Genomic DNA, 16,242 nt, shown 5'->3' on the forward strand with positions numbered 1-16,242 from the left:
CAGGGGCACATCAGCCGAAAGTAGCAGCCGGCAAAGCCTCACTCGCCGCTGGAGAGCAGCGAGCCGGCATCGCGCGCCTTTTCCAGCAGCGCTGCGAAGGCGAAGGCTGCAATGGCGATCCAGATGATGTTGAGGACCGTCGCATAGGCGAGGAGGTCGAGCCGCAGCACGCCTTGCGACAGCACCGCCCGCATCCCCTCGAAGACATGCGTCGGCGGCAGGGCAAGCGCCAGCGGCTTCATCCAGCCGGGCAGGACGCTCAAGGGGTAGTAGACGCAGCAGAGCGGCCAGAAGACGAACATGATGGTCCAGGCGAGGCTCTCGGCCCCGAGCCCGTGCCGCAGGATGAGGCCGCAGACGACAAGGCCGACCGCCCATCCCGTGATCACCAGCAGGGCGAAGAAGGCGGCAAAGCCGATGCCGAGACGGGCGAGGTCGAAGCCGAAGAAGGCCACCGCCAGGATCACCGTCGGGATCATCCCGACGGCCAGGCGCAGGAGGCTCATGGTCATCAGTGCCGCGACGAACTCGATGGGCCTCAAGGGGCTCATCAGGATGTTGCCGAGATTGCGCGACCAGACCTCCTCCAGGAACGACACGGAGAAGCCGATCTGCCCGCGGAACAGCACCTCCCAGAGCAGCAGCCCCGAGACCAGCGCGCCGCCGACGAACAGCGTCTGGTTGGTCGAGCCCATGGCATAAGTCTGCAGGAAGCCCCAGGTCAGCAGGTTGAGGATCGGCCAGTAGATGAGCTCGAGCAGCCGCGGCCAGGACGAAACCAGCAGATAGAGGTAGCGCAGGCACAGGGCCGCGACGCGGGTCACCGAGAAGGTCATGCCGCCGACACCGCGTCCATGAAGGCGGAGAGCTTGGCCGGATCGAGATGGCCGCCGGTCCGCACCCCCGAGCAGAGGTCGACGCCGAAGGGCCTGACCGTGCGGATGGCCTCGCCGACATTGGCGGGGGTGAGCCCGCCGGCGAGGAAGACCGGCCGCGACGAGCGCGCGACGAAGGCGCGGCTCACATCCCAGTCATGGGTGCGGCCGGTGCCGCCGAGCTCGGTCATCGTGCCGCCCGACTTGCCGGAATCGAGCAGGAAGGCATGCACATAGGCCTCGTAGCGCGGGATGAGGTCCAGCACCTGCGGCCCTTCCACGTGGATCACCTGGACACGGCGGACGAGGGGGGCTGCCACCGCCACCACGGCAAGTTCGGAAGGGTCGACATGGTCGACGACCTGGACCGTGTTGATGCCGCAATGGCGGGCGTGCTCGGCCATCGCCGCGCCGGTGAGATGAGCGGAGAGCAGGAAGGTCGCCAAAGGCGGCGGCACCTCGCCGGCAATGGCACGGATCGCCGCGTCGTCGACGAAGCCCGGCCCGGACTGCCGCGCCGCGACGAAGCCGAGCGCATCGGCGCCGGCATCGATCGCCATGCGCGCCTCCGCAGCGGAGGAGATGCAGCAGATCTTCACGCGGGTGCGGCGGCCGGACCAGCTCATGCCGCGGCCTCCCTGCGGCCGCGCGCGACGTCGAGGAAGACCTCCTCGAGATTGCTGCGGCCATAGCGGCGCACCAGTTCGCCGGGCGCGGCGTCGTCCTCGATCCTCCCCTGCTTCAGCATGATGACGCGGTCGCAGAGCCGCTCGACCTCGCCCATATTGTGCGAGGCGAGCAGGATCGTCGCCCCCCGCGCCGCCCGGTAGCGCTCGAGATGCGAGCGGATCCAGTCAGCCGTGTCGGGATCGAGCGAGGCGGTCGGCTCGTCGAGCAGCATCACCTCGGGCTCGTTGACGAGGGCTTTTGCCAGAGCAACGCGCGTCTTCTGTCCCGCCGAGAGCTTGCCCGAGGGCCGGTCGAGCAGGTCGACGAGGTCCAGCGCCTCCGCCAGGGTGGCGATCCTCCCGCGGATATCGGCGACGCCGTAGAGCATCCCGAAGACCGTGAGGTTCTGCCGAACCGTCAGCCGGTGTGGCATGTCCACGTAAGGGCTCTCGAAGTTCATCCGGTGCAGCACATCGTGGCGGCGGCGCGCCATGTCGGTCCCGAGCACGGTGACGGTGCCGGAGGTCGGCTTCACCAGCCCCATGATCATGCCGATGGTGGTGGATTTGCCGGCGCCGTTGCCGCCGAGCAGCGCCGCGGTCGAGCCGGATGCGACAGCGAAGGAGATGCCGTCCACGGCGCGGACGGGTCCGTAATCCTTCACGAGCGCATCGACGGCGATGGTGGCGGGGGATGTCATGCCGTTCAGATGGAGCGCTGTGACGTGAAGGGCAAATGAAAAGCGCGCAAGGGTCGCATCCCCGATGCAGGGCCGCCCCGCCGCTCCGTGCCTTGACCCGCGGGGGATGGCCGCGCAAGCGTGAGGCTCCCGCCCGCGCCCCTGTCCATGATCATCGTCTTCGGCTCCATCAACATCGATCTGGTCGCGCGCGTGGATCGCCTGCCGCGCGCCGGCGAGACCGTCCTGGGCCCCGGATATGACGTCATCCCCGGTGGCAAGGGGGCCAACCAGGCGCTGGCGGCCCGCCGCGCGGGTGCCGATGTGGTCCTGGTCGGGGCGGTCGGGCGCGACGCCTTCGCCGACACGGCCCTGAGCGAGCTTGCCGCCGCCGGTGTCGACCTCACCCATGTCGCCCGCCTCGACGCTCCCACCGGCGCCGCCTTCATCGCCGTGGATGCGTCCGGCGAGAACCAGATCATCGTCGCCTCGGGCGCCAATGCCGCGGTGAGGGCCTCGGCGCTCGATCCTCTTGTCGCCGCGCCCCGCGACATCCTGATGATGCAGTGGGAGGTGCCGGAGGCGGAGCTTCTCGCCGCCGCGCGCTGGGGTCGCGCGCGCGACCTCCGCATCATCCTCAACCGCGCGCCCGCCGGTCCCATCTCCGCCGAGCTCGCCGATCTCCTCGACATGGTCGTGGTCAACGAGCACGAGGTCATGGCCCTCGGCGCGGGCCTCGGCGTGACGGGGGAGCCCGATGCGGTGGCCGCGGTCCTCTCCGAGCGCCATGGCCTTGCCGTCGCGGTGACGCTGGGCGCGGCCGGCGCCCTGTGCTGGGCCGACGGCATCCGCCACGAATCCCCGGCCTATCCCGTCGACGTCGTCGACACGACGGCCGCCGGCGACACGTTCTGCGGCGCATTCGCCGCCGCTATCGATCGCCGCCGCGGCTACGAGACCGCGGTGGAATTTGCCGCCGCCGCCGGCTCGCTCGCCTGCACCGCCTTCGGCGCCCAGCCCAGCATCCCCCACCGGCCCGCCATCGAGGCGGCAGCCCAGGTCCTCGCCGACCAGCGCAATCCACACCACCGGAGACTGACAGAATGATCCGCAACCGCATCAAGCGCCGCGCCCGTGCCGGCGAAAAGCTCCTCGGCGCCTGGGTCTTCACCGGCTCGCCCGCGGCTTGCGAGATCTATGCCCTGGCCGGCTACGACATCGTCCTCATCGATAGCGAGCACACGCCCATCGACGTCAAGGACGTGCTGGAATGCGTGCGGGCGGTGGAGGCTGGCGGCGGCGACGCCATGGTGCGCGTGCCCGGCCACGATTCCAGCCATTTCAAGCGGCTGCTCGACGCCGGCATCCATTCCTTCATGGTGCCGATGGTCGACACGGTCGACCAGGCCCATGCGATCGTGCGGTCCTGCCTCTATCCGCCGCGCGGGCGCCGCGGCTTCGCCGCCACCGCCGCCCGCTCCGGCCTTTACGGCTTCCACGAGGACTATGCCGCGGTCGCCCACGAAGAGACCTTCCTCGCCCTGCAGGTGGAGAGCGTCGAGGCGGCGCGCGATGCCCATGCCATCGCTTCCATCGACGGCGTCGACTGCCTCTTCATCGGCCCGAACGATCTCGCCGGCTCGATGAACAAGCTCGGCCAGCTCACCGACCCGGCGCTGCTGTCGGTCATCGACGACACGGTGGCGGCGGTGACCAAGGCGGGCAAGGTCTCGGGCATCATCCCGCTGCCGACGCGCGATGCTTCCGACTGCGCTGCCCGCGGCTTCGGCATCGTCATCGGCGAATGCGACGTGCCGACCCTCAAGGCCGGCGCCATGGCGGACCTCGCCCGCCACCGCAAGGCCTTCCCCGGGCGGCGCTGAGCTCAGGCCCCGAGGGCGGCGAGGGCGGTGGCGACAATGGCCTCGGGAGGGGCGTCGATCGACACGGTGATCGCCGCCTCGTCGGCCTGCGGTGCCTGCAATGTCGCGAACTGGCTCGCCAGCAGACTTGGCGGCATGAAGTGGTTCACACGCGCCTTCATCCGCGCGTCGATCAGCTCATAGGTGCCGGCGAGATGGACGAAGCGGATGCGCGCACCGCTCGCGCGCAGCCGGTCGCGATAGGCCCGCTTCAGCGCCGAGCAGGCAATGACCACATGGCCACCGGTTGCCTCCAGGGCCGTTGCATGGGCGGCGATGGCGTCGAGCCAGGGCCAGCGGTCCTCGTCCGTCAGCGGCGCGCCGGAGCGCATCTTCGCGACATTGGCGGTGGGGTGGAAGGCGTCGCCGTCGCGGAAGTCCCAGCCGAGATGGCCTGCCAGCGCGTGGCCGACCGTGGACTTGCCACAGCCCGAGACGCCCATGACGATGACGGCGGTCGGTAGCGGGGCCGCCGTCGTGGATGCGGGCGCGGCGCTGCTCATTTCGATTCCTGGTGGCCGCCGAAGCCCTTGCGCATGGCGGAGAGCACCTTCTCGGCGAAGGTGTGGTCCTGCCGCGAGCGGAAGCGGGTGTAGAGTGCCGAGGTCAGCACCTCCGCCGGCGTCGCCTGTTCGATGGCGGCCTCCACCGTCCAGCGTCCCTCGCCGGAATCGGACACATGGCCGGAGAATTCGGCGAGCGCCGGGTCCTTCGCCAGCGCCTCGGCGGTGAGGTCGAGGAGCCATGAGGTGACCACCGATCCGCGCCGCCAGACCTCGGCGACCTCGGCGACGTCGAGGGTCAGCCGCTCCGCCTCCGGCAGGCGCGGCGAGGCGGCGTTGCGCAGGATGTCGAAGCCTTCCGCGAAGGCCTGCATCATCCCGTATTCGATGCCGTTGTGGATCATCTTGACGTAGTGGCCGGCCCCGCTCGGCCCACAATGGAGATAGCCTTCTTCGGCCGTCGAGGCCCGGCCATCGCGATGGCGCGTCTCGGGAATGTCACCGCGGCCGGGGGCGAGCGCCCGGAAGATCGGGTCGAGCCGGGTGACGGTGGCCGTGTCGCCGCCGATCATCAGGCAATAGCCGCGCTCCAGGCCCCACACGCCGCCCGAGGTGCCGATATCGAGATAGGTGAGGCCGCGCTCCGCCAGCGCCTTCGACCGGCGGATATCGTCCTTCCAGAAGGTATTGCCGCCGTCGATGATCGTGTCACCGGGCGCGAGATGGTTGGCGATCTCGGTAATGGCCGTCTCGGTGACGGCCCCGGCAGGGAGCATGACCCAGACGGTGCGGGGTGCTGCGAGCTTGCCGCAGAGATCGGCGAGCGAGGCGGTGCCCTCCGCGCCTTCCGCCGCAAGCTTCGCGGTGGTGGCGGCATCGGCGTCGAAGACCACGCAGGAATGACCTGCCTTCGTCAGGCGGCGGACGATGTTCGCCCCCATCCGCCCGAGCCCCACCACGCCGATCTGCATTGGACGTCCCCCCTTGCGGTCTTGTCTTTGGCGTCTTCTCGTTCCGTCCGAACCAACCGAAACGCGCCGATAAGTCAATGGCGCGGCGTTGCCGAAGGCGGTGCCAGCGTGTAGAGGGCGGCACCTCTTCGCCACCAGTGAGCCCTCCATGTCCCAGCCCCGCTACGATGTCGCCGGCATCGGCAACGCCATTGTCGACGTCCTCGCTCGCACCGAGGACGACGTGCTCGCGAAGCTCGGCGTGCCGAAGGGGGGCATGATGCTGATCGACGAGGCGCGCGCCGAGGCGATCTATGCCGCCATGGCCCAGACGGTGGAGATGTCGGGCGGTTCGGCCGCCAACACCATCGCCGGCATCGGCATGCTCGGCCTGAAGCCCGCCTTCATCGGCAAGGTGCGCAACGACCAGCCCGGCGCCTCCTTCACCCATGGCATGAAGGCGGCCGGCATTCATTTCCCGACTGCCGCGGCGACCGACGGCCCGACCACGGCGCGCTCCTTCATCCTGGTGACGCCGGATGGCGAGCGCACCATGAACACCTATCTCGGCGCAGCGCAGAACCTTGCCCCTGCCGATGTCGACGCCGACACCATCGCGTCTGCCGGCATCACCTATCTCGAGGGCTATCTCTGGGATCCACCGGAGGCCAAGAAGGCCTTCCTCAAGGCCTCCGAGATCGCCCATGGCGCCGGCCGCAAGGTGGCGCTGACCCTGTCCGACGCCTTCTGCGTCGACCGTTACCGCGACGAGTTCATCGGCCTCATCCGCGCCAAGACCGTCGACATCGTCTTCGCCAACGAGGGCGAGCTGAAGTCGCTCTACCAGACCGCCGATTTCGCCACCGCGCTCGACGCGCTGCGCGCCGACGCCGCGCTCGCCGTCGTCACCCGCTCCGAGAACGGCGCCATCGCGGTGGAGGGTGCAACCATGGTCTCCGCCCCGGCCTTCCCGGTCGACAAGGTGGTGGACACGACCGGCGCGGGCGACCTCTTCGCCGCCGGCTTCCTGTCGGGCTTTGCCCGCGGTATGCCGCACGAGACCTCGCTGCGCCTCGGCGCGCTCTGCGCCGCCGAGATCATCAGCCATATGGGCGCCCGCCCCGAGGCGAACCTCAAGGCGCTGGCCGCGGAGAACGGCTTCGTGCTCTGACGCCTCAGGCGCCGAGCAGCCTGATCGTCGCGGGATCGGGGGCGCCGTCGTAGAAGGCGTCAATCACCGCGACGAAGGGCTCCGGATCGGCTGAGGCCAGCGCGAACAGCGTCATGGACGAACGCAGCTTTGCCGCGTCGATGGCGCCGAGGATCGTCTCGGCGCTTTTCGGCCGCGCCGCCATCACCAGCGCCATGGCCATGAGCAGGCGCGGACCAAGGACAGGATGGGCGAGATAGGCCTCGGCCTCGTCGAGCCCCGAGAGCGCATAGAGCTGCGACCTGGCGCTCGTCCCGAGGCCTGCGAGTTGCGGGAAGACGAACCACATCCAGTGCGAAGTCTTGGCGCCATTGGCGAGCTCGGCGATCACATCCTCGAAGATCGGGTCCTGCGCCGCGACGAAGCGCTCGAGGTCGAAGGTCATCCCTAGCGCTCCCAGGCCATCTTGCCGCCATAGGCCATCATGACGACGCCCGTGCCGATGGCGAGGAGGCGTCCCGCCGCACCGGGCCGGCGGGCGAAGGGCAGGATGCGGAGCGCAATGCCCAGCGTCACATAGTAGAGCGCCGACATGGCGACCATGATCCCCACCCCGGCGAAGCCGATGACGATCGGCTGCTCCGCGAGCCGCGTCACGGCGAAGAGCGAGGAGACGAAGACGAGGCTCTTCGGGTTGCCGAGGGCGGTTGCGAGCCCGGTGAGAAAGGCCCGCCGCGGGGTGAGCATTGCCGCCGGCTCGCGCACCGTCTCCGGCGGCGGGGCGACGTTGCGACGGATCAGGCTGAGCCCCATCCAGGCGAGATAGAGGCCGCCGGCGACCTTCACCGCCGCGGCGGCTGCCGGGAACAGTTCGAAGAGCCAGAACAGACCGAACAGGCCGGCAAGGCCCCAGCACAGCGTGCCGAGGAGGATCGCCGCGGCTGTCGCCACCACGGAGGATGCCGGCGAGGACAGGCCCACCGCCATGAACAGGATCATGTTCGGCCCGGGCGTGATGACGGCGATGAGCCAGAGGCCGGCAAGGGCGAGGAGCGTGTCGGCGGGGCTCATGGGGCGGGCCGCATTCAGCCCGCGATCCCGTCCATGCGCACCGGCAGGCCGGCCGCCTGCATGTGCCGCTTCACCTCACCGATGGTGAAGGTGCCGAAATGGAAGACCGAGGCCGCCAGCACGCCGGTCGCGCCGCCATCGCGCACGCCCTCGACGAAATGGTCGAGCGTGCCGACCCCGCCCGAGGCGATCACCGGCACCGGCACGGCATCGGCAATCGCGCGGGTGAGCTTCAGGTCGAAGCCGGATTTGGTGCCGTCACGGTCCATGGAGGTGAGCAGGATCTCGCCCGCCCCCAGCGCCACGACCTCGCGGGCATAGGCCACTGCGTCAATACCCGTCGGCTTGCGGCCGCCATGGGTGAAAATCTCCCAGCGCTCCGTCTCGCCATCGGCCGAGACCTTCCTGGCGTCGATGGCGACGACGATGCACTGGTTGCCGAACTTGTCGGCGGCACGGCCGACAAAGGCGCGGTCAGTCACCGCCGCCGTGTTGATCGATACCTTGTCGGCGCCGGACTGCAGCAGGGCTCGGATGTCCTCGACGGTGCGAACCCCGCCGCCGACGGTGAGCGGCATGAAGCAGGCTTCCGCCGTGCGCGTCACCACGTCGAACATGGTGCGGCGATCATCGGAACTCGCGGTGATGTCCAGGAAGGTGAGCTCGTCGGCGCCCGCCGCGTCATAGGCCTTGGCGGCCTCGACGGGATCGCCCGCGTCGATCAGGTCGACGAACTGCACGCCCTTGACGACCCGGCCGTCCTTCACGTCGAGGCAGGGGATGATGCGGATCTTGAAGGTCATGCCGCCTTCGCTCCCCGCACCAGCGCGATGGCCTCGGCCGGATCGAGGCGGCCGTCATAGAGCGCCTTGCCGGTGATGGCGCCTTCGAGCTTGGCGGCGCGCGGCGAGAGCAACTGGCGCACGTCGTCGAGCGAGGCGAGGCCGCCTGAGGCGATGACGGGAATGGACACGGCGTCCGCGAGGGCGATGGTGCCGTCCCAGTCGATGCCGGTCAGCATGCCGTCGCGGGCGATATTGGTGTAGACGATGGCCGCGACGCCGGCATCTTCGAAGCGGCGGGCGAGGTCATGGGCGGCAAGGCTCGAGGTCTCGGCCCAGCCCTCCACCGCCACCCAGCCGTCGCGGGCATCGATGCCGACCGCCACCTGGCCGGGGAAGGCCCTGGCCGCGGCCTTCACGAAATCCGGGTCGCGCACCGCCGCCGTGCCGATGATGACGCGCGCGACGCCCTTTCCGAGCCAGCCCTCGACGGTCCTGAAGTCGCGGATGCCGCCGCCGAGCTGGACGGGGAAGGAGGTCGCGGCGCGGATAGCCTCCACCGCCGCGGCATTCACCGGCTTGCCGGCGAAGGCGCCGTCGAGATCGACGACATGCAGATAGTCGAAGCCCTGCTGCTCGAAGGCGCGCGCCTGGGCGGCCGGATCGTCGGCATAGACGGTCGCCTGGGCCATGTCGCCCTGGCGCAGGCGGACGCAGCGGCCCTCCTTGAGGTCGATGGCGGGGAAGAGCCTCACGGGCGCCACTCCAGGAAATTGCCGATCAGCGACAGGCCAAGCGTCTGGCTCTTCTCGGGATGGAACTGCGTGCCGACCATGGTGTCGCGGGCGATCATGGCAGTGACGCGGGTGCCATAATCCGCCTCGGCCAGCACCACATCCGCCGCGGTCGCGGTCAGGTGATAGGAATGGACGAAATAGGCGTGGAGGCCCTTCGGCCCGGTCGGGATGCCGGCGAGCACGGGATGGTCGCGCGTCACCTCCAGCGTGTTCCAACCCATATGCGGGATCTTCAGCGTCGGATCGGCCGGTCGGATCAGGTCGATATCGCCGGGCACCCAGCCAAGGCCGGCGGAAATCTCCTTCTCGAGCCCGCGCCCCGCCATGAGCTGCATGCCGACGCAGATGCCGAGGAAGGGCCGGCCACGGCCGCGCACCGCCTCGGTCATGGCCTCGACCATGCCGGGCACGCCGACGAGGCCGCGCTTGCAGTCGGCGAAGGCGCCGACGCCGGGCAGGACGATGCGGTCGGCCTTGCGCACGAGATCGGGATCGGCGGTCACCACGACGGGCGTGTTGAGGCCCCGCTCGCGCGCCATCCGCTCGAAGGCCTTCTGCGCGGAATGCAGGTTGCCCGAGCCGTAATCGACGATGGCGACGCTCACCGCGCGCCCCTCGCTGAGGGGTCAGCATCGGGGAAGAGGCCGATGATCGGCAGCGGCGCGGCCGGAACTGCGGTGGCCGGGCGCGTTGCGGTCAATGCCACGGGCGCCGCCGGCAGCGTATCGCGCTCGGCGAAATAGCGCCGCTCGGCCTCCTCGCGGGAGGCGGCGACGATCACGGCGACCTCCCGCCAGCCGCGGCGGCGGAGCGTCCAGCGCTTCAGGTTGGTCGCCTCAAGGCCGATGAGCAGGCTCAAGCCCGAGGTGATGAGCGTCTGCATCAGCGAGGGCAGGCCGCTGAAGGCGAGGCCCACCACGACGAGGGCCATGGCCACGAGATAGGCGATGGTCACCAGCCACATCCGGTGAAACGGGAACCAGGCCCAGGGGGCGACGAAGGCGATGGGCGCGAAGCTGTCGGGGACGAACTGCGCGCCCTCCTCGCTTCCCGTCGGCGGCAGGTGAACGGTGTAGCTGGTCTGGCGTGCCATGTCAGAGCACCCCCTTGGTCGAGGGAATCTCGTCGGCGCGGCGCGGATCGATGGCAAAGGCCGCCCTCAGCGCGCGGGCCAGGCCCTTGAAGCAGCTCTCGGCGACATGGTGGGCATTGTCGCCGTAGAGCGTCTCGACATGCAGGGTGATGCCGGCATTCATGGCGAAAGCCTGGAAGAACTCACGCACCAGCTCGGTGTCGAAGGTGCCGATCTTGTGCCGGTCGAACGTGGTGCGGAAGACGAGGAAGGGCCGGCCCGACACGTCGATGCAGACGCGCGTCAGCGTGCCGTCCATCGGAAGGTGCACGTCGGCATAGCGGGTGATGCCCTTCATGTCGCCGAGCGCCTGGCGCACGGCCTGGCCGAGAGCGATGCCGACATCCTCCACCGTGTGGTGGTCGTCGATATGCAGGTCGCCCTTGGCCTTCACCGTCAGGTCGATCATGCCATGACGGGCGATCTGGTCGAGCATATGGTCGAAGAAGCCGACCCCGGTCGCGACATCGGCGCGGCCCTTGCCGTCGAGGTCGACGGCGACCGTGATATCGGTTTCCCTGGTGGTGCGGGTGATCTGGCCCTTGCGCATGGCACTCTCCGGCGAAGGGCGGTCTTCTATCAGTCGGCCACGGGTTTTGGAAAGGCGAAGCGCGCGGCGTGGTTGGCGGCATGCTTGCGTCCTGCACGCCGGCGCTTACATGTCGGGCTTTCCGGAGGTTCCATGTCCCCTCAGAACGACGCCTTTCCCGGCTGGCATGCCACGACCATTTGCTCCGTCCGCAAGAATGGCAAGGTGGTGATCGGCGGCGACGGGCAGGTCAGCCTCGGCCAGACCGTCATCAAGGCCAATGCCCGCAAGGTCCGCCGCCTCGGCCGCGGTGACGTCATCGCCGGTTTCGCCGGCGCCACCGCCGACGCCTTCACGCTGTTCGAGCGGCTCGAGGCGAAGCTCGAGCAGTTTCCCGGCCAGCTCACCCGTGCCGCGGTGGAGCTTGCCAAGGACTGGCGCACCGACCGCTACCTGCGCCGGCTCGAGGCCATGATGATCGTCGCCGACAAGGACGTCTCGCTGATCCTCACCGGCACCGGCGACGTGCTGGAGCCGGAGAAGGGCATCGCCGCCATCGGTTCGGGCGGCAACTACGCGCTCGCCGCGGCCAAGGCGCTGGCAGACACCGACCAGGACGCCGAGGCCATCGTGCGCAAGGCCATGGGAATTGCCGCGGAGATCTGCGTCTACACCAACGGCAATCTGGTCATCGAGAGCATCGGCTGACGGTGAGCGGTCGCGGTGCGCGACGCGCCCCAATTCGGCCGCTTCCTCTTCATGACTTGCGACGCACCGGCGGCTAAAGTCGCGCCATGACCATGACATCCAGCCCCTTCCAGCCGATCTCCCCCGTCACCGGTGCCGTCTATCGCGGCGGCGGCGGTGGCGATGGCGGCAGCCGCTGGGGCCTCGCCCTCTGGCAGGCCCTGCCCATCCTCCTCCTGCTGCTCGCCATCCAGGCCGGCGCGCTCTACGCCATGGGCCGGGTGCCGATCTGCGCCTGCGGCACGGTGAAGCTGTGGCATGGCATCGTGAACAGCGCGGAGAACTCGCAGCACCTCACCGACTGGTACACGCTGAGCCACGTCCTCCACGGCTTCATCTTCTATTTCGTCGCCTGGATCGTGATGCCGCGCTCCTCGATCTGGACACGGCTGGTCTTCGCCGTGGTGCTGGAGGGCGCCTGGGAGATTGCCGAGAACACGCCGATGATCATCGAGCGCTATCGCTCCACGACGATGTCGCTCGGCTACACCGGCGATTCCATCGTCAATTCCATCGGCGACACGCTGGCCATGGTGGTCGGCTTCCTCCTGGCGGCGGTCCTGCCGGCCTGGGCGACGCTCGGTATCGCCATCGCCGTCGAGGTCGGCCTTGCCGCGCTCATCCGCGACAACCTCACCCTCAACATCATCATGCTGGTCCACCCGATCGACGCGATCAGGGTCTGGCAGCAGGCCGGCGGCTGACGCGTCGTCGCGGGGGTCCTTGAACGGCAAACCGCAATCGCCATCTACCGGCACTTCGTCCCTTGCCTCTCAGGGTCCCGATGACCGACTTCTCTCCCCGCGAAATCGTCTCCGAACTCGATCGCCACATCATCGGCCAGAAGGACGCCAAGCGCGCCGTGGCCATCGCCCTGCGCAACCGCTGGCGCCGCCTCCAGCTCGACGAGAGCCTGCGCGAGGAGGTGCTGCCGAAGAACATCCTGATGATCGGCCCGACCGGCGTCGGCAAGACGGAGATCTCCCGCCGCCTTGCCAAGCTCGCCAACGCGCCCTTCCTGAAGGTCGAGGCGACCAAGTTCACCGAGGTCGGCTATGTCGGCCGCGACGTCGAGCAGATCATCCGCGACCTCGTCGAGGTCGGCATCGGCCTCGTGCGCGAGACCAAGCGCAAGGAGGTCCAGGCCAAGGCACATCTCGCCGCGGAGGAGCGCGTACTCGACGCCCTCGTCGGCAAGACCGCCTCGCCCGCCACCCGCGAGAGCTTCCGCAAGAAGCTGCGCGACGGCGACATGGACAACAAGGAGATCGACATCGAGGTAACGGCCAGCGCGCCCCAGGCCATGCCGATGATGGACATTCCCGGCGGCCAGATCGGCATCGCCAACCTCAACGACATGCTCGGCAAGATGATGGGCGGGCGCACCAAGCAGCGCCGCACCACCGTCAAGGAGGCCTATGAGCCGCTGGTGCAGGAGGAGGCCGACAAGCTCGTCGACCAGGACAATCTCGTCCAGGAAGCCATCCGCCTCGTCGAGAACAATGGCATCGTCTTCCTCGACGAGATCGACAAGATCTGCGCCCGCGAGGGCGCGCGCGGCGGCGAGGTCTCCCGCGAGGGCGTGCAGCGCGACCTGCTGCCGCTGATCGAGGGAACGACGGTGGCCACCAAGCACGGCCCGGTGAAGTCCGACCACGTGCTTTTCATCGCCTCCGGCGCCTTCCACGTGGCCAAGCCCTCTGACCTCCTGCCCGAGCTGCAGGGCCGCCTGCCCATCCGCGTCGAGCTCAAACCCCTCACCCGCGAGGACTTCCGCTCCATCCTCACCGAGACCGAGGCGAGCCTGACCCGCCAGTCCATCGCCATGATGAAGACCGAAGGGGTCGACCTTGTCCTCACCGGGGACGCCATCGACGCTATTGCCGACCTCGCGGTGGAGGTGAACGCCTCCGTCGAGAACATTGGCGCGCGGCGGCTGCAGACCATCATCGAGCGCGTGCTGGACGATATCTCCTTCACCGCGCCCGACCGGGGCGGCGAGACGGTGACCATCGACGGCGCCTATGTGCGCAACACCGTCGGCGACCTCGCCCGCAACGCCGACCTCAGCCGGTTCATTCTCTGACGGCCTGAAACGCGAAACGCCGCCGCCCCATGGGGCGACGGCGCTTCACCGAGTGATGGAACGCTGGCGTCAGCGTGCGGCGTGGGTCGCCTGCGACAGGTGGCCGGCGCCGTTCGAGGCCCGGACCGGCATGCGTGCGCCGGCCTCGTGGGCGGTGATGAAGGTGGCGATCGCCTGGGTGCGACGCTCGACGCCGAGCTTCCTCAGGATCGACGAGACATGCGATTTCACCGTGCCCTCGGAGATGCCGAGGTCATAGGCGATCTGCTTGTTGAGGCGGCCGCGGCTCATCAGGTCCAGCACCTTGAACTGCTGGCCGGACAGGGCGTCGAGCTTGCGCGAGGAGGACAGGTCCCCCTCCGGATCGGCGGTGGTGATGACCGGCCACCAGGAGCGGCCGGCGGCGACCGCCGCGAGCGCGGCGCGCAGGTGATCCGCCGGCAGGTCCAGCGGCAGGGCGCCGACGGCGCCGCGGCTGCGGGCCTCCTGCACCGGTCGGCGGTCGGCATGGTCGATCAGCACCGCGACGCGGGCGTCCGGAGACAGGTCGAGGCCGTCAAGGTCGGAGAGCGCGGCGATGACGAGCCCGGCCTTGCCGGGATCGGTGGCGAGAGCGCCCGGGAGGGCGGCGCGCACCAGCGCTTCGATCGTCTCGGCGACGATCGGGAACGGGTGGCGGACGGAGAAGGTGAGCGTGTCGCGGACGGCGGTCTGGTCAGTCATGGCCGTTTCCTCCAAAGAGCCAGTGAGCGCGTCGATTGATCGATCTTGCTTGGTGCAGACGCTAGCACCGCGCGACCATCCGTCAAATTGCGAAATGTCATGCTGCGAAATTGCAAAATTTTTGCACTTCCTCCTTATGACCGAGGCGGTTTAGGCTAGGACGAAAGTCGAGCCTCCGCCGGTCGGGAGAACCCCATGTCACGCAAGGTTTTCGTCGGGCCCTCGCTGCGCCGCCTGCGCGAGGAGACGCGCCTGACCCAGACGGCTTTCGCCCAGCGCCTCGGCCTCTCCGTCTCCTATCTCAACCAGATCGAGAACAACCAGCGGCCGGTCACCGCCGGCGTGCTCGTCGCGCTTGGCCAGACCTTCGGCGTCGATCTGGCCACCTTCGCCACCGACGATACCGACCGCCTCGTCACCGATTTGCGTGAAGCCTCGGCCGATCCGCTCCTCACCGATACGGCCCCGAGCCTTCAGGAATTGAAGCGTGTCGCCTCCGACAGCCCGGCCTTTGCCCGCGCTTTCCTGCGCCTGCACCAGACCGCGCGCCGCTTCGGCGAGCGCCTGCAGGCGGCCGGCGACACGCCGATCCTGCCGCCCTCGGGCGAGGAGACCGCCGGCGCCCTGCTGCCCTACGAGGAGGTGCGCGACTATTTCCACTACGTCGACAACTATGTCGACGACCTCGACCGCGCCGCCGAGGACCTCGCCGAGCGCCTCGGCCTTGCCGCCGCCAGCGACCGGTTGCAGGTGCTCGCCGGCTATCTCGCCGCCCGCCACGGCCTCAATGTCGACGCCAATGCCAATCTCGGCGACGACGTGCTGGAGCGCTACGAGGCCGGCCCGAACGTCATTGCCCTCGACGGCGCGCTCGATTCCTCCACCCGCGCCTTCCTGCTCGCCAACCGCATCGCCCGGCTGGAACAGCCCGACACGCTCGCCACCATCGTCTCCGGCGCCGGCTTCCGCTCGCGGGCCGCGGGCGACATCGCCCGCGTGGCGCTGGCCAATTATTTCGCCGGCGCGCTGCTCCTGCCCTATCGCCGCTTCCTCGCCGCCGCCAAGGACACCCGCCACGACCTCGACCGGCTCGGCCGCATCTTCGGGGCGAGCCTCGAGCAGGTCTGCCACCGCCTGTCGACGCTTCAGCGGCCCGGCCAGCGCGGCATCCCCTTCTACTTCGTCAAGGTCGATCGCGCCGGCAATGTCATCAAGCGCCATTCGGCGACGCGCTTCCAGTTCGCCCGCTTCGGCGGCGCCTGCCCGCTCTGGAACGTTCACGAGGCCTTTGAACAGGCCGGCCGCACCTTCGTGCAGGTCGCCGAGATGCCCGACGGCATCCGCTATCTCTCGCTCGCCCGCGCCGTCACCAAGGGCTCTGCCCACTGGCGCGCGCCGGTCCGCCGCTACGCCTTCGGGCTGGGGTGCGAGATCTCCTATGCCGGCGAGATCGTCTATTCCGAGGGTATCGACCTCAAGGCCGACGCCCATGTGGCGAAGATCGGCGTGTCCTGCCGCATCTGCGAGCGGGCCAATTGCCACCAGCGCGCCGTGCCGCCCATCGACCGCGAGATCCGGGTGCCGGGCGATCGGCGCAAGGTGGTGCCCTTCGATCTGAGCTGAGGGA

General features: G+C 69.1%; 20 protein-coding genes. 7 read left to right on the top strand and 13 right to left on the bottom strand.

Features of this window, described 5'->3' with window-relative positions:
- Positions 1-38: 38 nt before the first annotated feature.
- From O9344_RS14540 to O9344_RS14550, 3 genes are read right to left on the bottom strand one after another with little or no spacing between them, the layout of a single operon-like run.
- A complete protein-coding gene (locus O9344_RS14540; RefSeq protein WP_298478681.1) occupies positions 39-836 on the bottom strand; it encodes an ABC transporter permease in 798 nt (265 codons plus the stop codon).
- Positions 833-1,501 (bottom strand): phosphoribosylanthranilate isomerase, encoded by a 669-nt coding sequence (locus O9344_RS14545; RefSeq protein ID WP_298478684.1) that lies wholly within the window; start codon positions 1,499-1,501, stop codon positions 833-835. The genes O9344_RS14540 and O9344_RS14545 overlap by 4 nt, the downstream gene beginning before the upstream one ends.
- The gene (locus O9344_RS14550) at positions 1,498-2,244 is read right to left on the bottom strand and encodes an ABC transporter ATP-binding protein (RefSeq protein WP_298478687.1); all 747 of its coding nucleotides are present in this window, start codon (positions 2,242-2,244) and stop codon (positions 1,498-1,500) included. Before O9344_RS14550 ends, O9344_RS14545 begins: the two co-directional genes overlap by 4 nt.
- A 120-nt stretch (positions 2,245-2,364) precedes the next feature.
- Here O9344_RS14550 and O9344_RS14555 point away from each other — a divergent pair, with 120 nt between their 5' ends.
- Together O9344_RS14555 and O9344_RS14560 are read left to right on the top strand one after the other, a co-directional pair.
- On the top strand, positions 2,365-3,330 hold the full coding sequence (locus O9344_RS14555) for a ribokinase (RefSeq protein WP_298478690.1): 966 nt from the start codon (positions 2,365-2,367) through the stop codon (positions 3,328-3,330).
- On the top strand, positions 3,327-4,106 hold the full coding sequence (locus O9344_RS14560) for an aldolase/citrate lyase family protein (protein WP_298478694.1): 780 nt from the start codon (positions 3,327-3,329) through the stop codon (positions 4,104-4,106). Before O9344_RS14555 ends, O9344_RS14560 begins: the two co-directional genes overlap by 4 nt.
- A gap of 2 nt (positions 4,107-4,108) precedes the next feature.
- Here O9344_RS14560 and O9344_RS14565 read toward each other — a convergent pair whose 3' ends face one another.
- Positions 4,109-4,648, bottom strand: coding sequence for a gluconokinase (locus O9344_RS14565; protein ID WP_298478698.1), 540 nt, complete (start codon positions 4,646-4,648; stop codon positions 4,109-4,111).
- Positions 4,645-5,619: a phosphogluconate dehydrogenase (NAD(+)-dependent, decarboxylating) gene (gnd, locus tag O9344_RS14570; protein ID WP_298478701.1), complete on the bottom strand. Its 975-nt coding sequence runs from the start codon at positions 5,617-5,619 to the stop codon at positions 4,645-4,647. Before gnd ends, O9344_RS14565 begins: the two co-directional genes overlap by 4 nt.
- Positions 5,620-5,767: 148 nt before the next feature.
- Between gnd and O9344_RS14575 the strand changes: the two genes are divergently transcribed.
- The gene (locus tag O9344_RS14575) at positions 5,768-6,769 is read left to right on the top strand and encodes an adenosine kinase (RefSeq protein WP_298478704.1); all 1,002 of its coding nucleotides are present in this window, start codon (positions 5,768-5,770) and stop codon (positions 6,767-6,769) included.
- A 4-nt stretch (positions 6,770-6,773) separates the two neighbouring features.
- On the opposite strand, the gene O9344_RS14580 is transcribed toward O9344_RS14575, so the two are convergent.
- The 7 genes from O9344_RS14580 to hisB are packed head-to-tail and all read right to left on the bottom strand — an operon-like array spanning position 6,774 to position 11,080.
- Positions 6,774-7,193 carry a DUF1810 domain-containing protein gene (locus O9344_RS14580; protein WP_298478707.1) on the bottom strand — a complete coding sequence of 140 codons (420 nt, stop codon included), beginning with the start codon at positions 7,191-7,193 and terminating at the stop codon, positions 6,774-6,776.
- A 2-nt stretch (positions 7,194-7,195) separates the two neighbouring features.
- The gene (locus tag O9344_RS14585) at positions 7,196-7,819 is read right to left on the bottom strand and encodes a LysE family translocator (RefSeq protein WP_298478710.1); all 624 of its coding nucleotides are present in this window, start codon (positions 7,817-7,819) and stop codon (positions 7,196-7,198) included.
- A gap of 14 nt (positions 7,820-7,833) precedes the next feature.
- Positions 7,834-8,622, bottom strand: coding sequence for an imidazole glycerol phosphate synthase subunit HisF (hisF, locus tag O9344_RS14590; RefSeq protein ID WP_298478713.1), 789 nt, complete (start codon positions 8,620-8,622; stop codon positions 7,834-7,836).
- Positions 8,619-9,365, bottom strand: a complete 747-nt coding sequence (hisA, locus tag O9344_RS14595) for a 1-(5-phosphoribosyl)-5-[(5-phosphoribosylamino)methylideneamino]imidazole-4-carboxamide isomerase (protein WP_298478715.1) — start codon at positions 9,363-9,365, stop codon at positions 8,619-8,621. Before hisA ends, hisF begins: the two co-directional genes overlap by 4 nt.
- Complete coding sequence (hisH, locus tag O9344_RS14600) at positions 9,353-10,003, bottom strand: imidazole glycerol phosphate synthase subunit HisH (RefSeq protein ID WP_298478718.1); 651 nt, start codon at positions 10,001-10,003, stop codon at positions 9,353-9,355. Before hisH ends, hisA begins: the two co-directional genes overlap by 13 nt.
- Positions 10,000-10,491 carry a DUF2628 domain-containing protein gene (locus O9344_RS14605; RefSeq protein WP_298478721.1) on the bottom strand — a complete coding sequence of 164 codons (492 nt, stop codon included), beginning with the start codon at positions 10,489-10,491 and terminating at the stop codon, positions 10,000-10,002. The genes hisH and O9344_RS14605 overlap by 4 nt, the downstream gene beginning before the upstream one ends.
- A 1-nt stretch (position 10,492) precedes the next feature.
- Complete coding sequence (hisB, locus tag O9344_RS14610) at positions 10,493-11,080, bottom strand: imidazoleglycerol-phosphate dehydratase HisB (protein WP_298478724.1); 588 nt, start codon at positions 11,078-11,080, stop codon at positions 10,493-10,495.
- Between the two features lie 132 nt (positions 11,081-11,212).
- Here hisB and hslV point away from each other — a divergent pair, with 132 nt between their 5' ends.
- The 3 genes from hslV (at position 11,213) to hslU (ending at position 13,892) form a co-directional block, all read left to right on the top strand.
- Positions 11,213-11,767 (top strand): ATP-dependent protease subunit HslV, encoded by a 555-nt coding sequence (gene hslV, locus O9344_RS14615; protein ID WP_108179228.1) that lies wholly within the window; start codon positions 11,213-11,215, stop codon positions 11,765-11,767.
- Between the two features lie 86 nt (positions 11,768-11,853).
- Positions 11,854-12,510 (top strand): DUF2585 domain-containing protein, encoded by a 657-nt coding sequence (locus O9344_RS14620; RefSeq protein WP_298478731.1) that lies wholly within the window; start codon positions 11,854-11,856, stop codon positions 12,508-12,510.
- A gap of 80 nt (positions 12,511-12,590) precedes the next feature.
- Positions 12,591-13,892 carry an ATP-dependent protease ATPase subunit HslU gene (hslU, locus tag O9344_RS14625; RefSeq protein WP_298478734.1) on the top strand — a complete coding sequence of 434 codons (1,302 nt, stop codon included), beginning with the start codon at positions 12,591-12,593 and terminating at the stop codon, positions 13,890-13,892.
- A gap of 69 nt (positions 13,893-13,961) precedes the next feature.
- Here the strand turns inward: hslU and O9344_RS14630 are convergent, their stop codons facing one another.
- Positions 13,962-14,615, bottom strand: a complete 654-nt coding sequence (locus tag O9344_RS14630) for a response regulator transcription factor (protein WP_298478737.1) — start codon at positions 14,613-14,615, stop codon at positions 13,962-13,964.
- 195 nt (positions 14,616-14,810) lie between these two features.
- Here O9344_RS14630 and O9344_RS14635 point away from each other — a divergent pair, with 195 nt between their 5' ends.
- Complete coding sequence (locus tag O9344_RS14635; RefSeq protein WP_298478740.1) at positions 14,811-16,238, top strand: short-chain fatty acyl-CoA regulator family protein; 1,428 nt, start codon at positions 14,811-14,813, stop codon at positions 16,236-16,238.
- Positions 16,239-16,242 lie beyond the last annotated feature (4 nt).

The sequence above is a fragment of the Phreatobacter sp. genome, assembly GCF_027532945.1.
Lineage (GTDB): Bacteria > Pseudomonadota > Alphaproteobacteria > Rhizobiales > Phreatobacteraceae > Phreatobacter.